At 70.0% G+C, this 13819-nt stretch carries 14 protein-coding genes; 8 read left to right on the top strand and 6 right to left on the bottom strand.

The genetic code is table 11. The annotated features are described in order from the left end of the window. The first annotated feature begins 146 nt into the window (after nucleotides 1-146). From ORI60_RS37565 to ORI60_RS37550, 4 genes are all read left to right on the top strand, one after another. Complete coding sequence (locus tag ORI60_RS37565) at nucleotides 147-326, top strand: CsbD family protein (protein WP_090065142.1); 180 nt, start codon at nucleotides 147-149, stop codon at nucleotides 324-326. Further along, on the top strand, nucleotides 304-939 hold the full coding sequence (locus ORI60_RS37560; protein WP_266042777.1) for a UdgX family uracil-DNA binding protein: 636 nt from the start codon (nucleotides 304-306) through the stop codon (nucleotides 937-939). Before ORI60_RS37565 ends, ORI60_RS37560 begins: the two co-directional genes overlap by 23 nt. Nucleotides 940-1205: 266 nt before the next feature. Next, a complete protein-coding gene (locus ORI60_RS37555) occupies nucleotides 1206-1463 on the top strand; it encodes a helix-turn-helix domain-containing protein (protein WP_030479084.1) in 258 nt (85 codons plus the stop codon). Between the two features lie 134 nt (nucleotides 1464-1597). Continuing rightward, nucleotides 1598-2125 (top strand): hypothetical protein, encoded by a 528-nt coding sequence (locus ORI60_RS37550; RefSeq protein WP_266042776.1) that lies wholly within the window; start codon nucleotides 1598-1600, stop codon nucleotides 2123-2125. On the opposite strand, the gene ORI60_RS37545 is transcribed toward ORI60_RS37550, so the two are convergent. Further along, a complete protein-coding gene (locus tag ORI60_RS37545; protein WP_266042775.1) occupies nucleotides 2115-3446 on the bottom strand; it encodes an amino acid permease in 1332 nt (443 codons plus the stop codon). The genes ORI60_RS37550 and ORI60_RS37545 overlap by 11 nt on opposite strands. A gap of 116 nt (nucleotides 3447-3562) precedes the next feature. Between ORI60_RS37545 and ORI60_RS37540 the strand changes: the two genes are divergently transcribed. Then, nucleotides 3563-4057: a hypothetical protein gene (locus ORI60_RS37540; RefSeq protein WP_266042774.1), complete on the top strand. Its 495-nt coding sequence runs from the start codon at nucleotides 3563-3565 to the stop codon at nucleotides 4055-4057. 465 nt (nucleotides 4058-4522) lie between these two features. Here ORI60_RS37540 and ORI60_RS37535 read toward each other — a convergent pair whose 3' ends face one another. Genes ORI60_RS37535 through gabT form a run of 3 tightly spaced genes read right to left on the bottom strand, consistent with a single transcriptional unit; the run spans nucleotide 4523 to nucleotide 8131 of the window. Continuing rightward, a complete protein-coding gene (locus ORI60_RS37535) occupies nucleotides 4523-5485 on the bottom strand; it encodes a LacI family DNA-binding transcriptional regulator (protein ID WP_266042773.1) in 963 nt (320 codons plus the stop codon). 55 nt (nucleotides 5486-5540) lie between these two features. Beyond that, on the bottom strand, nucleotides 5541-6851 hold the full coding sequence (locus tag ORI60_RS37530) for an aldehyde dehydrogenase family protein (protein WP_266042772.1): 1311 nt from the start codon (nucleotides 6849-6851) through the stop codon (nucleotides 5541-5543). Then, complete coding sequence (gene gabT, locus ORI60_RS37525) at nucleotides 6848-8131, bottom strand: 4-aminobutyrate--2-oxoglutarate transaminase (RefSeq protein WP_266042771.1); 1284 nt, start codon at nucleotides 8129-8131, stop codon at nucleotides 6848-6850. Before gabT ends, ORI60_RS37530 begins: the two co-directional genes overlap by 4 nt. A gap of 81 nt (nucleotides 8132-8212) precedes the next feature. Here gabT and ORI60_RS37520 point away from each other — a divergent pair, with 81 nt between their 5' ends. Beyond that, nucleotides 8213-9475, top strand: a complete 1263-nt coding sequence (locus ORI60_RS37520) for a PucR family transcriptional regulator (RefSeq protein ID WP_266042770.1) — start codon at nucleotides 8213-8215, stop codon at nucleotides 9473-9475. Here the strand turns inward: ORI60_RS37520 and ORI60_RS37515 are convergent. Together ORI60_RS37515 and ORI60_RS37510 are read right to left on the bottom strand one after the other, a co-directional pair. Next, the gene (locus ORI60_RS37515; protein ID WP_266042769.1) at nucleotides 9449-10246 is read right to left on the bottom strand and encodes an intradiol ring-cleavage dioxygenase; all 798 of its coding nucleotides are present in this window, start codon (nucleotides 10244-10246) and stop codon (nucleotides 9449-9451) included. The genes ORI60_RS37520 and ORI60_RS37515 overlap by 27 nt on opposite strands. A 762-nt stretch (nucleotides 10247-11008) precedes the next feature. Then, nucleotides 11009-12166: an FAD-dependent monooxygenase gene (locus ORI60_RS37510; RefSeq protein WP_266042768.1), complete on the bottom strand. Its 1158-nt coding sequence runs from the start codon at nucleotides 12164-12166 to the stop codon at nucleotides 11009-11011. Between the two features lie 109 nt (nucleotides 12167-12275). On the opposite strand from ORI60_RS37510, the gene ORI60_RS37505 reads away from it, so the two are divergent. Both ORI60_RS37505 and ORI60_RS37500 read left to right on the top strand, forming a co-directional pair. Next, nucleotides 12276-12734 (top strand): MarR family winged helix-turn-helix transcriptional regulator, encoded by a 459-nt coding sequence (locus ORI60_RS37505; protein ID WP_266042767.1) that lies wholly within the window; start codon nucleotides 12276-12278, stop codon nucleotides 12732-12734. A gap of 135 nt (nucleotides 12735-12869) precedes the next feature. Continuing rightward, nucleotides 12870-13819: helix-turn-helix domain-containing protein (locus tag ORI60_RS37500; protein ID WP_266042766.1), on the top strand; the 950-nt coding region annotated here is incomplete at its 3' end.

Here is a 13819-nt window from a genome sequence, read left to right as displayed (position 1 = left end):
GGTGTGACGACGGTGCTCTGGAGCTGCATTGCGAAGGGCGGGCACACCCAGGGCAAGCCGTCACATCGGCTTGCGGCTGGGTTCTCAACCGCGAGTGATCACCTTATCAACTGTTTCGGACGGTGCTCGCCGGGTAACCGAGTTCCATGGGTGCCGATGAGAAGTTCGAGAACAAGGCCGAAGAACTCAAGGGTCGCGCGAAGGAAGCCGTCGGCGACGCCACCGACAACGAGCAGTGGCAGGCCGAGGGCCGCGCGGAGCGCGCCAAGGCCGACATCAAGCAGGCCGGCGAGAAGGTCAAGGATGCCTTCCGCTCGGACAAGTAGGAGTCCCGGCAAGACCGCGGATGCCGCCCAGTACGTCCCCGACGGGGCGGACTGGGCGGCTTTGCGTTCGGCGTCGGCGGGATGCCGCGGCTGCGAGCTCTACCGGGACGCGACGCAGACCGTGTTCGGCGAGGGACCGGTGCCGGCCCGCCTGATGGTGGTCGGGGAGTGCCCGGGTGACCGCGAGGACACCGAGGGGCACGTGTTCGTCGGACCCGCGGGGCGGCTGCTGAACAAGGCGTTCGAGGCCGCGGGCATCGAACGGTCGAAGGCGTACCTGACGAACGCGGTGAAGCACTTCCGGTTCATCGAACGGGGGAAGCGCCGGATCCACCAGCAGCCCCGGCGCAGCGAGGTCGTGGCCTGCTTCCCCTGGCTGCGCGAGGAGATCCGGGTGGTTGAGCCCCGGCTCGTGATCGTGCTGGGGGCCGTGGCGGCCAAGGCGGTGCTGGGGCCGTCGTTCAAGCTGACCGAGCACCGCGGTGAGGTGCTGGACCACGACGGGCTGAAGGTCGGGGTGACGGTGCACCCGTCGTCGGTCGTGCGCGCGGAGAACTTCACCGAGGCGTTCGACGCGTTCGTCGCGGATCTGCGGGCCGTGCGGAAGTCCTGAAACGGGACAACCCCCGGACGACTCCTGCGCGAGCAGGCCGAGCGGGACCAGCGCTCGAAGTCCGGGGGTCGGGTGGCTGCCTGGGATTACGACTAGGCGTCACCAAAGGCGGTCCTATCGGACAGCCACCTCACGAGTCCTGTTGCTGTACAACTTGGGACCACCTCCTCTCATGTGTACAACGAACCTACGTCGGGCTCGGCGGACCTCGCAACGGACTTTTTCCACGCCACTTCGCGAGCCTGTTTCGCGTAGAATCCGCAGGCATGGTGCGCATCCCACTGACGTCGCTGGAACGGGAGCGCGGCAGGCGGCTCGGTCAGTTGCTGCGGGACGCCCGCGGCGAGGAGAGCATGGTCGAGATCGCGGCCCGCGCCGGACTGTCCGCCGAGACCGTGCGCAAGATCGAGACGGGACGTGCCCCCACGCCGTCCTTCTTCACCATCGCCGCCCTCGCCGGAGCGCTCGGGATCTCGCTCGATTCCATCAACGAACTGCTGACCCCGCAAAGCCGATCGGCCTGATCGCGGCGAATTCGCTCGGTCGAGTTACCACTGTAGTTTGAATTCGCCGGCATTTCCACAGATGATCTTGACCTCCTGTCGCGCCCCGTGTTCGGGTGGAGCCACGAGATTCGCTCCTCTCGACGCAGGGGGAAATGGTGAAATTCGTTTCAGCGGTGATCACCGCGTTCCTGGCGCTCGTCCTCGTCGGTGCGCCCACGACGTACGCGGCACCGGAAGCGCAGATCAGCAGGGGTGAGATGCTGAAGCGGGCGGCCACGTGGCTGACCGCGAACAACGGCAAGCAGGTGCCGTACAGCATGTCCGAGTACTGGAAGGACGGGTACCGGCAAGATTGTTCGGGCTTTGTCTCGATGGCCGCGAATCTGGGGAACACCGATCCCAAGGGCGGGCCGAACACCGTCGCTCTCGCCACCGCCAAGTACACGACTCCGATCAAGATCGCCGATCTCAAACCCGGTGATCTGCTCATCGACCCGGTCGACGAACCGGGCGACGACTTCCGCCACGTCGTGATCTTCGAGAAGTGGACGAAGGCCGACAGGTCGCAGTACATGGCCTACGAGCAGCGCGGCGGCCACGGCACCGACCACCGCGTGCTCACGTACGGCCTGCAGAACACCAAGTACAAGCCCTACCGGTTGAAGAACGTCACCGGCTGAGCGTCCGGTCGCCCCGGCGCCGGCGCAGTGCCGACCTGCTGAGCGCCACCGCCGCGACCACGGCCACGAGCACGCCCGTGGACAGGATCTGCCCGCGGGCCTGCTCGTCGCTCAGCATCAGCACGATGACGCCGGCGATCCCGGCCAGCGCCAGCCAGGAGAGGTGCGGATAGCCCCACATGGGGACCGCCGGGTTCTCCATCGTGCGGCGCAGGCGGATCTGCGAGATCGCGATGAACGCCCAGACGACCAGCAGCGCCGAGCCGACCGCGTTGAGCAGCAGCAGGAAAACGGTGTCCGGCCACAGGTAGTTGAGGAGCACGGAGAAGAACCCGAACGCCGTGGAGGCCAGCACCGCGTTGCGCGGCACGCCGTTCTTCTTGACCAGCAGGGCTTTCGGGGCTTCGCCGCGTTCGGCCAGTGAGCTGAGCATGCGCGCGGCGCCGTAGAGCGTGGCGTTGATCGCGCTCAGCAGGGCCACGAAGATGACGACGTTCATGATCTGCCCGGCCGCCGGGATCCCGATCCGGTTCAGCACGGCGACGTACGGGCTGGCGCCGACCTCGGAGTCGTTCCACGGCAGGAGCGTCACGACCACGGCCATCGAGCCGAGGTAGAACACCAGCAGCCGGGTCATGGACGTCCGGACGGCCTTCCTGACGGCGTGCTGGGGGTTCTCGGCGTCGGCGGCCGCGATCGTGACGACCTCCAGGCCGCCGAACGCGAACACCACCGCCATGAACCCGGCGATGACGCCGCCCCAGCCGTGGGGCAGGAAATCGCTCAGGTTCCGCGTTCCGGGCGAGTCGACACCGGGGAGCAGGCCCGCGATGGCCGCCGCTCCCAGCGCGAGGAAGAGGACGATCGCGGCGACCTTGAGGCCAGCGAACCAGAACTCGAACTCGCCGAAGTTGCGGACGCCCACGAGGTTCACCGCGGTGAGCGCGCTCATGAAGATCAGCACCCAGGCCCACTGCGGCACCGCGGGCACCCAGCCGGACGCGATCTTGGCCGCGCCGGTCGCCTCGACCGCGAGCACGACACCGACGGCCGCCCAATAGGTCCAGCCGACCGTGAAACCGGCCCACGGCCCGATCGCCTTTTCGGCGTGCACGGAGAACGCGCCGCCGCTCGGGTGCTCGGCCGCCATTTCCGCGAGCATGCGCAGGACGAGCAGCGCCAGAATTCCGGCGAGTCCGAACGAGATGAGCACGGCCGGTCCGGCGAGCGCTATCCCGGCGCCCGTCCCGACGAAGAGGCCCGCTCCGATCACGCCTCCCAGCGCGATCATGGTGACATGCCGTTCCCGCAGGTGAGTCACGCTCTCCAGCCCCGTTCAAGTGTGCCGATGGCGGGCCGATAGTGAGTTCATGGCGGCGGAGAGTCAAATCGTGTGATCGGAGTTACACCGCCTCCAACCAAGTGAGGGTGAGATCGATGAACTCGCCTAGAGGAGCACTGCCGTCCGGAGTTCTGCCGCAGCTCGACACTTTCGCCGGTGCGCTCGAGCGTTGCTCGGACTGGGGGTGGCTGGTGCTGCGGTCGGAGAACCGGCTGCTGCTGACCACCGATCACGGGGTGTCCGCCGTGGAGATGGCCGCGGGGATCGCCGGGGAGGTGCAGCACTACCTGTCCGTGCGGATGCTGGCCGGGCCGGTGCTGGTGCTGCCCTCGGTCGCGGGCGCTCCTGGGCGGTGGCTCATCCTCACCGAGTCCGCCGACGAGGCCTCGCAGGTGAACCTGATCCGGTTGCGGGCGCGCGGCGCGCTGACGCACCGGCTGGGCACCCTCGTGCCGTTGCCGCCCTCGCGGATCGACGGGGGCGGGGTGCGGTGGCTCGGTGAGATGCCGGCCACGAAGCCGTTCCTGCCACCGTTCTCGGCCGTGGTGGCGGCGCTGCGGGCGGTCACGGAGACAGCCGGTTCGCGCTGACTGTTCGCCGTGTCGTAACTGCGCGTTTTTCCACACCGGTCTTCCAGGACTTTCACGATCACTGAATCGATTTCCGGGTCGCCTTCGAAACGCCTTTGTCACGCGCGGGTGATGCGCCCGTTCTTGCGGCGTCTTTACACTTCGGAATCGAGAGAGAGCCGTTACCGCGACTCCTCTGGGTTATCGGCGGCTACCCCGGTTGCGATGCAAATTCACTCCACAGGACGCGTCCGAGGCTCTACGGTTTATGAGGTCAGACGCCAACGGAAGGAGCTGGGCATGGACGGCTACGAAATTCTCGCCGACGAGGACGGGCACGTTCGCGGTTACGACTAGACGTCACCCATCGGCTGCGTGAGGGAGTCACCCCGAAGCGACTCCCTCGGCCCGAGTGAGCCAGCGGAACAGTTGTTCGTTCGTCGCCGAGGAATGCGTCCAGAGCTTCTCGGTTTTCGTGCCGGGGTGTCAGACCGTCCCCGGACGCTTGATCGTGCTCGCGCGGACCACGAGCGTCGTCGGGAGCTCCCGGTGCTCGGCCGGTCCACCGGCGAGCAGGGACGCGAGGAGGTCGACGGCGACCTCGCCGGCGGCCTCGGTCGGCATGTGGACCGTCGTCAGCGCGGGAGAGCACATCGTCGCGTAGAGGATGTCGTCGAAGCCCGTCACGCTGATCTGCTCCGGCACCTTCACGTCGTGCGCGGCGAGGTAGGCGAGCACACCGAGTGCCATCAGGTCGTTGTAGCAGAGGAACGCCGTCGCACCGGTGCCGAGCGCCCGCTCCGCGGCCGCGTGGCCCCCGTTGAAGTTCGGCTCGAACGAGCCGAGCAGCCGGGCACGGCCGGCGAGGCCCTGGATCCTGCGGTTGTTCGACCACGCCGCGGCGGGGCCACCGAGGTAGGCGTAGTCCTCGTGGCCCAGCGACTCGAGGTGCGCGACCACCTGGTCCATGCCGGACGCGCTGTCCATCAGCACCGACGAGACGCCCGGCACGATGCGGTTGATCAGCACCAGCGGGGTCGCCGCCGCCAGTTCGGCGATCGTGTCGTCGGACAGCAGCGACGCGCACAGCACCACGCCGTCGACCTGCGCCGCCATCGTCCGCACGAGCTCGGCCTCGGTGTCCGGGTCCTCCCTGCTGTCGCAGAAGAACACCGAGGTGCCCGCCTCGCCCGCCTTCGTCTGCACGCCCCGCAGGACCGAGGGGAAGAACGGGTTGAGCAGGTCGGGCACCACGATGCCGAGGTTCCCGGTGCGGCCGGTGATCAGGCTCCGCGCCGCCCGGTTCGGCTGGTAGCCGAGCCCGGCGACGACGTCCAGGACCCGTTGCCGGGTGGCCTCCTTGACGAGACCCGGCGCGCTCAGCGCGCGCGAGACCGTCGAAACGGAGACCTGAGCCTGGAGCGCGACATCCCTGATCGTGACGGCCACCGGCAAATCATCGCAGTGAACGTCAAGAACGCCCCGTTCGCCGGACGCCTGCCGGTCACAGCTCCAGGCCGGTCAGCACCAGGACGCGCTGCTCGGTGAGGTCGTCCATCGCCGCCCGCAGGCCCTCCCGGCCGATGCCGGACTCCTTCACGCCGCCGTACGGCATCTGGTCCGCGCGGTAGCTCGGCACGTCGCCGACGATCACGCCGCCGACCTGGAGCCGTTGCGCCGCGCGGAAAGCCAGCCGCACGTCCGTGGTGAACAGACCCGCCTGCAGGCCGTACCGGGACGCGTTGACGCGGTCGAACGCCTCCTCGACGCTGTCCACCCGCGTGAGCGTCACGACCGGGCCGAACACCTCCTCGGCGTTGACCTTCGAGTCCTCCGGCACGTCGGTCAGCACGGTGGGTGCATACGTGCGGCCCTCGCGGGTTCCTCCCGTCAGGACCGTTGCGCCGGCTTCGCGCACCCAGGACTCGACGCGGTCGGCCGCGGCGTCGTTGATCAACGGACCGACGTCGCCCGCCACGTCGAGCTTGTTCACGTGCTGCACGACGGCTTCCGAGATCTCGTCGTACACGTCGGTGTGCACGTAGACGCGCTGCACCGAGATGCACGACTGGCCGGCCTGGTACATCGCGAACGTGGCGATGCGCTGCGCCGCGAACTCGACGTCCTGCCAGTCGGGGGCGACGATCGCGGCCGCGTTGCCGCCCAGTTCCAGCGTGACGTGCTTGCGCGGCACGCGTTCCTTGATGCCCCAGCCGACCGGGCCGGACCCGGTGAAGGAGACCACCGGCAGGCGCGGGTCCTCGACCAGCGCGGCCGTGTCCTCATTGGACAGGTGCAGGACCGCGAAGGCGCCGCGCGGCAGGTCGGTCTCGGCCAGCAGGTCGCCGAGCAGGAACGCGACCTTCGGCGTGGCGGGCGCGGGCTTCAGCACGATCGGCGCGCCGACGGCCAGCGCGGGCGCCACCTTGTGCGCCACCAGGTTCAGCGGGAAGTTGAACGGCGCGATGCCCAGCACGGGACCGCGCGGCACCCGGCGGACCAGCGCGAGGCGGCCCTCGGCGGACGGGTCGGTGTCGAGGCGCTGCAGCTCACCGGAGAACCGGCGGGCCTCCTCCGCCGCCCAGCGGAACGTGGAGACAGCGCGGGTCACCTCGACGCGCGCCCACTTCAGCGGCTTGCCCGAGTCGTCGTTGATGGCCTGCGCGAACTCCTCGGCGCGCTCGGCCAGGCGCCGCGACACGTGGTCCAAAGCGGACGCACGGCGGTGCGCGGGGAGAGCGGCCAGTTCGGCAGCGACGGCGTGCGCCTGCGCGACGGCGTTCTCGACGTCTTCGGGGGTGTGGAAGTCGGTCATGCGAGCAGAGCTCCTTCGAGCACGTCGAGTCCTTCGGCGAGCAGGTCGTTCGGAATGACCAGCGGGGGCAGCAAGCGGATCACGTTGCCGTAGGTGCCGCACGTCAGCACGACGACACCCTGTTCGTGGCACGCCTTCGCGACGCGCGTGGCGACGTCGGGCGTGCGTTCGGTGAACTCGATGGCGAGCATCGCGCCACGGCCGCGGATGTCCGCGATGACGTCGGTCTTCTCCGCGATCGCCCTGAGCCGGCCCAGCACCGTCTCCTCGATCCGGCGTGCGGCGGCGTTGAGGTCGCGCTCGCGCATCGTGCGGATGGCGCCCAGGGCCGCCGCGCACGCCACCGGGTTGCCGCCGTAGGTGCCGCCGAGGCCGCCGACGTGCACGGCGTCCATGATCTCGGCGCGGCCCGTGACGGCGGCGAGCGGCAGCCCGCCCGCGATGCCCTTGGCCGTGGTGATCAGGTCCGGCACGACGCCCTCGTGGTCGAGCGCGAACCACGAACCGGTGCGGCAGAAGCCTGTCTGGATCTCGTCGGCGACGAACAGCACGCCGCGTTCCCGGCACCACCGCGCGAGCGCCGGCAGGAAGCCCTCGGCGGGCTCGACGAACCCGCCCTCGCCCTGGATCGGCTCGATCACGACGGCGGCGGTGTTGTCCGCGCCCACCTGCTTCTCGACGGCGGCGATCGCCCTGGCCGCCGCTTCGGGGCCGGTCAGGCCGTCGTGCAGCGGGTAGGACCCCGGCACGCGGTAGACCTCGGGCGCGAACGGGCCGAACCTGTGCTTGTACGGCATGTTCTTGGCGGTCAGCGCCATCGTGAGGTTCGTGCGGCCGTGGTAGCCGTGGTCGAACACCACGACGGCCTGCCTGCCGGTGACGTGCCGGGCGATCTTGACCGCGTTCTCGACGGCTTCGGCGCCGGAGTTGAACAGCACCGACCGCTTCTCGTGGTCGCCCGGCGTCAGGTCGTTCAGCTCCTCGCAGACCTGGAGGTAGCTCTCGTACGGCGTGATCATGAAGCAGGTGTGGCTGAACCTGTCGATCTGCGCGTGCACGGCCTCGGCCACGGCGGGTGCGGGGTTGCCGGCGTTCGTCACGGCGATGCCGGAACCGAGGTCGATCAGCTGGTTGCCGTCGACGTCGATCAGCAGGCCGTCGTCGGCGGAGTCGACGTAGGCGGGCAGCGTCGAGCCGACCCCGGCGGCGACGGCGTTCCCGCGCCGCGCCTGGAGCTCCAGGGACTTGGGACCGGGGATCGCGGTTCGCAGTCGGGTCATGTGCTCAGCATGGCCCTGGTCAGCAGCCTGCGCAGTGTCTGAAATGGCGTTCTTCGCGACAGAGGTTGTACAAATTGGCACATGCCCATCACGGTGCGGGAGTTGGCGGGGAAGCTGGCGTTGCCGGTGCTGGCGGGGGACCTGTCGAAGCCGGTCGGGTGGGTGCACGGCACGGAGCTCGCCGACCCCACGCCGTTCCTGGAGGGTGGCGAGCTGCTGCTCACGACGGGCCTCAACGCCCTGCGCGACGGCTACGTCGAACGGCTCGTGCGCGCGGGAGTCGTCGGGCTCGGCTTCGGCACCGGCGTGGGGCACGACGTCGTGCCGCCCGCGCTGGTCCGAGCGGCGGCGGAGGCGGGACTGGGGCTGGTCGAGGTGCCGCGCGAGGTGCCGTTCATCGCGATCAGCAAGGCCGTGTCGAAGGCGCTCGCCGCCGACGAGTACGCGGCGCTGACCAGGACCAGCGAAGCCCAGCGCGCCCTCACCAGAGCCGCCGTCCGGTCCGGCGTCGGCGCGGTGGTGCGCCGGCTCGGCCAGTGGATCGACGGCTGGGCCGTGCTCCTCGACGCGGCCGGTCAGCCCGTGCACGCCCACAACCCCCGCCTCGTCCCGGACCTGACCGCCGAGCTGACCCGGCTGAGGACAGCGGGCGGCCTGGCCAGCGCCGCGTTCGAGCTCGACGGCGTGCACGTGTTCCTCCAGGTCCTCGGCAGCCGTGCCCGGGGCGTCCTGGCGGTCGGTACCGCCCGGCCGGATCCGGGGATCGTCAACACGGCCGCGTCGCTGCTCGTCCTCGCGCTCGCCCAGCACGACTCCGCCGACGCGGCCAGGAGGGAACTCCGCGCCGCCCAGTTCCGGATGCTGCTGGCCGGGCTCGCGGTCGACGGGCTGCCCCGCCGGTTCCGGGTGTTCCTCGTTGCCAAACCACCCGACGAGGACGTGTTCTGGGCCGAGCACGACGGCGATGTCGTCGTGCTCACCGACGAGTTCGACGGTGTCGCATCGTCCGAAGTGGACCAGAGCGGCGTCGCGCGGGGATACCGCGAGGCCCGCCAGGTCCGTCAGGCCGGCCTGCGCACGTTCGAGGAGCTCGCCGGGAACCTGCCGCTGCCGGACGGGTTCGCGGAAGCGTTGCTGAAGCCTCTCGACGCGGAAACCCGTGCGACGCTCCGGGTGTGGCTGGCGCACCACGGCGCGTGGGACCCGGCGGCGACGGAGCTGGGCGTGCACCGGCACACGCTGCGCAACCGGGTGCGCCGCGCCGAGCAGGCGTTGAACCGCTCGCTCGACTCACCCGGCCTGCGCGCGGAGTTGTGGCTAGCCCTCCACCGCGAAGGTCAGTGAGGCGGTGTAGCCGGACTGGACGTCACCCGACACCGTCGCCATCTGGTGGTCGACGCCGTCGCGGAACACCATGTCCTGCTTCAAAGAAGTGCGCGACATGTTCTGCACGCTCTGCGTGTACCCGGCCGTGCCGTAGACCTCCTTGCACGTCGTCTCGGGCAACGCGAGCTGCGAGGTCGTGATCTTGTTGCCTGCCTTGGTCGCCTCGGCGAGGCTCGGGTAGACCTCGAAGTGGATGTGCGGCCAGCGCCCCGCATACGCGCCGGGGAAGACGCTGACGAAGGTCAGCCCGCCGGACGCGTCGGCCTCCTGGACCCCGCGCAGGAAGTTCTCGTTCTTCACGCGGTCCGAGTACATCGAGTAGTCGCCGTTGATGTCGCAGTGCCACAGGTAGACCGCGGCGCCCGCGAACGGCTTGCCGTCGTCCTTCTGGACCGTCAGGTCGATCGTCAGCCGCACGCCCTCGGCCGTGCGGCTCGACGAACCGAAGCTGGAACGGATGTCCGAACGCACGATTCCGCTCTGCGTCAACGCGTTCGGGCCGTTGGAACCGTCGCCGGGGTACGGGCCGGCGGTCTCCTCGGGGATGGTCTCCAGCGGCGAGCCGTCGGCTGTCGTGGCGGAGCCGGTGGTGGTCGGGGTCGCGGTGGTGGTCGACGGGGCGCAGGCCACGAGCGTGAGGCCTGCGCCGCCGAGCAGCGACAGCGCCCGCCGGCGCCCGATGAGCGTGGCGAGGTCGAACTGGAGGCCGCGGTCGTGGTTGTCCGTCATGCGACCCAGACTGCGGCCGAATCCTGTGAGCCGCCTGTGGGCGAGCTGTCTGTGTTTTATGGCTGTGTTCATGGCCGCTGCTTCGCAGACGGCGGTGAGTTCGTCGGGAAGTGGGGGGGGGGGGGGGGGGCGCGGGGGGGGCGGGGGGGGGGCGCGGGGGGGGCGGGGGGGGCCGCCGCTTCGGGCCGAATCGCCTTCGGCGGTTGACCCGAAGAGGCGACCGGACGACCGACACGAACTCACACGTGCGACTCGACTCCGGGAGGGTCGGCGTGGAGTGGCAGATGGCGGTGAGTTCGTCGGGAAGTTGAACTCACGCGCGCGACTCGGGGTTCGGGAGGGGTGGCGTGGAGTGGCAGACGGCGGTGAGTTCGTCGGGAAGTTGAACTCACGCGCGCGACTCGGGGTTCGGGAGGGGTGGCGTGGAGTGGCAGACGGCGGTGAGTTCGTCGGGAAGTTGAACTCACGCGCGTGACTTGGAGTCCGGGAGGGGTGGCGTGGAGTGGCAGGCCGCGGTGAGTTCGTCGGGAAGTTGAACTCACGCGCGTGACTTGGAGTCCGGGAGGGGTGGCGTGGAGTGGCAGGCCGCGGTGAGTTCGTCGGGAGGTTGAACTCACGCGCGCAGCTCGGAGGCCGGGAGGGGAGGCGTGGAGTGGCAGACGGCGGTGAGTTCGTCGGGAAGTTGAACTCACATGCGTGACTTGGAGTTCGGCAGCGTCGGCGTCAAGGGGTAGACGGCGGTGGTTCGTCTGGGGGTTGAACTCACGCACGCGGTTCGAACTCCGGGAGGGTCAGCGCGGAGTGCTCGGGCCGGGCGGCTTCGGCGGGCATCGTCTCGCGCGAGCGCAGGGCGGCGTTGCGCGCGGCCAGCGCCTCGGGGGTGCCGGGGAACAGCTCCGCGTTGCCGACGTCGACCAGGTTCTGGTTCGCCTCGACGAACGGCCGGATCGTGCGCTCGTACGCCCCGAAGTCGCTCATGGTGCCCGCCAGCACGTAGGCGCCGACCAGCGCGAGGCTCGACCCCTGCCCGGTCAGGAACGACGGGGCGTGCGCGGCGTCCCCGGCCAGGGCGACGCGACCGGACGACCAGCGCGGCATGCGGATCTGGCTGACCGTGTCGAAGAACAGGTCGTCGGCCCCGTGCATCGCCTCGACCAGCCCCGGCACCTCCCAGCCGTCACCGGCGAACACCTCCGCCACGAGGTCTCGCTGGGCCTGCGGGTCGCGGAACGCGCGGAACGGCGCCTCGGCGCGCGCGAAGCTCAGGAAGCCGTGCACCGTCTCGTTCGCACCGACGGCGTACAGCGCGGCGGCGCGGCCGGGTTCGTTCCACATCACGGCTTCCTGCGTGAGGCCGAGGTGGTTGGGGAGCGTGAAGCCCGCGAAGCAGTAGCCGAGGTAGCGGTGGAACTGCTCCTCCGGCCCGAACGTCAGCTCGCGCACCACCGAGTGCAGTCCGTCGGCGCCGATCACGTGGTCGTAGGTGCGTGCGAGGCCGCTGCGGAACGTCACGTCCACGCCGCCGGAGTGCTCGTCCATGGTGACGATCGTGTTGTCGAAGAGGAACTCCACGTCGTCGCGCACGACGTCGTAGAGGATCTCCGCGAGGTCGCCGCGCCGGACCTCCAGGTCGTCGCCTCCGCCACCGGTGAGCGACTCCGGCCGGACCGACGCGACCTGGTCGCCGCCGGCGTCGAGGAACGTGATCCGGCGGGTGTCGACGTGGGCCGCGCGCAGCCGGGGGAGCAGGCCCATCCGCTCGACCACGCCCAGCGCGGTGCCGCGGATGTCGATGGGGTAGCCGCCGCCGCGCAGGGTGTGGGACTTCTCGACGACGGTGACGTCGAAGCCGCGCCGCCGCAGCCAGAACGCGAGCGCCGGGCCGGCGATGCTGGCGCCGGAGATCAGGACCGAGCTCATGATGCCTCCAGATAACTGACTTAGGTATCCTTTTTCGGATCGCGATGATCGCTACGGTGATGCGCGACCAGGGCAAGCATATACCTAAGTTAGGTAAGTAAGGTGTGAGATGAGCGGGCTGGACCCTGCGGCGATGCTGCCGCAACTGATGCAACTGGGCACCGTGCTCAACCGCAGCCAGCTGGTCGAGCGGGCGATGGAGCACGTCGGCCTCCGGATCGACCGCCCGGCCCTGACCGTGCTCATCACCCTGCGCATGGCCGACCGGCCGTTGCGGGTGGGGGAGATCGCCGCGCGGATGCAGGTCGTCGGCCCGCACGTCACGAGGCACCTGCACGACCTGGAGCGCGCCGATCTGGTCCGCCGCGTCACCGACCCCGACGACCAGCGCGCGCGTCTGGTCGAGCTCACGGAGCAGGGTGCGGCGGCGGCCGGGCGGTACCTCGAGGCCGTCCTCGGCTGGTTCGCCGACGCCGTCGCCGACTGGTCCGAGGAGGACAAGGCCGCGTTCGGCCGGTTGCTCGGCCGGTTCGTGGACGACCTCCAGGCGCACCTCGTCCGGGAGTGAGCGTCAGACCTCCCTGCCGTTGATCCTCACGCCGGTGAACGTGGTGCCGTTCGCGTTCTTGATGCTCGGCTTCGCGGTCGTCACGTTCGTGATGGCCCCGCGTCAACGCGTGCCCGAAGTCGGCATACTGCTCGCGTGCTCGGATTGCGCCCGGCGGAGTTCGCGGTGTACGAGGTGCTCGTGGACGCCTACCAGCTCGGCCTGGCCGAGCTCCGCCTCGCCACGGACCTGGACGAGCCGGACGTCCTCGGCGTGCTGAGGTCGTTGACGGAGCTGGGGTTCGTCCACCAGGTCAACGGGCTGCACACGGCCGTGGCCCCGGACGTCGCGCTCGCCATGCACTTCCTGCGCCGGGAGGACGACCTGCGGCGTGACCGGCTGCTGGCAGGCGAGCTGCAGGTCCGGTACGAACGCGCGGCCGGCGTGCGCGCGCCCGCCGACCTCGTCGAGGTCGTGCACGGGGCCGAGGCGATCTCGCGGCGCGTCGACCAGGTCATGCGCACCGCCCGGCGGGAGGTCTGCTTCGTGGACAAGCCGCCCTACGCCAAGGCGCCCACGTCCCTGCACCCGGTGGAGGAGGAGCTGCTGAACCGCGGCATCCGGTTCCGCGGGATCTACGAGCGCCAGGCGCTGGAGCTGCACGACCTGCGCGCCGACCTGGAGATGGGGCTGTCGCTGGGGGAGGAGGCGCGGGTGGTCGCCGTCGCGCCGACGAAGATGATCCTGGCGGACGCCCATCTGGGGCTCATCCCGCTGCACAGCACGGAGACGACGCTGGAGAGCGCGGTGATCGTGCACCGGTCGGCGTTGCTCGACTCGCTCGGGGCGTTGTTCGCCAGGCTGTGGGACGACGCGGTGCCGCTGGCGTTGCCGGGGCAGCCCGCGAGCACCGAGATCTCGATCGAGGACGCGCGCCTGCTCGCGTTGCTGGCCACCGGACTGCCGGACCGCAGCATCGCGAAGCAGCTCGGGCTGAGCTATCGGACGTTCCAGCGGCGGCTGCACCGGTTGATGGACGAGCTGGGCGCGCAGACCCGGTTCCAGGCGGGGGTGGGCGCCGCGGCGCGAGGGGCCGGGTACCCGCT

Source organism: Lentzea sp. NEAU-D7, from assembly GCF_026242055.1.
Lineage (GTDB): Bacteria > Actinomycetota > Actinomycetes > Mycobacteriales > Pseudonocardiaceae > Lentzea.
Note: the sequence above shows the minus strand (reverse complement) of the source record. Positions and strands in the feature narration are given on the sequence as shown.

Bases quoted from the DNA above. Each gene is read 5' to 3' on its own strand.
- ORI60_RS37565 (WP_090065142.1), top strand. From the start codon at position 147: ATGGGTGCCGATGAGAAGTTCGAGAACAAGGCCGAAGAACTCAAGGGT.
- ORI60_RS37560 (WP_266042777.1), top strand. From the start codon at position 304: ATGCCTTCCGCTCGGACAAGTAGGAGTCCCGGCAAGACCGCGGATGCC.
- ORI60_RS37555 (WP_030479084.1), top strand. From the start codon at position 1,206: ATGGTGCGCATCCCACTGACGTCGCTGGAACGGGAGCGCGGCAGGCGG.
- ORI60_RS37550 (WP_266042776.1), top strand. From the start codon at position 1,598: ATGGTGAAATTCGTTTCAGCGGTGATCACCGCGTTCCTGGCGCTCGTC.
- ORI60_RS37540 (WP_266042774.1), top strand. From the start codon at position 3,563: ATGAACTCGCCTAGAGGAGCACTGCCGTCCGGAGTTCTGCCGCAGCTC.
- ORI60_RS37530 (WP_266042772.1), bottom strand. From the start codon at position 6,851: ATGACCGACTTCCACACCCCCGAAGACGTCGAGAACGCCGTCGCGCAG.
- gabT (WP_266042771.1), bottom strand. From the start codon at position 8,131: ATGACCCGACTGCGAACCGCGATCCCCGGTCCCAAGTCCCTGGAGCTC.
- ORI60_RS37520 (WP_266042770.1), top strand. From the start codon at position 8,213: ATGCCCATCACGGTGCGGGAGTTGGCGGGGAAGCTGGCGTTGCCGGTG.
- ORI60_RS37515 (WP_266042769.1), bottom strand. From the start codon at position 10,246: ATGACGGACAACCACGACCGCGGCCTCCAGTTCGACCTCGCCACGCTC.
- ORI60_RS37510 (WP_266042768.1), bottom strand. From the start codon at position 12,166: ATGAGCTCGGTCCTGATCTCCGGCGCCAGCATCGCCGGCCCGGCGCTC.
- ORI60_RS37505 (WP_266042767.1), top strand. From the start codon at position 12,276: ATGAGCGGGCTGGACCCTGCGGCGATGCTGCCGCAACTGATGCAACTG.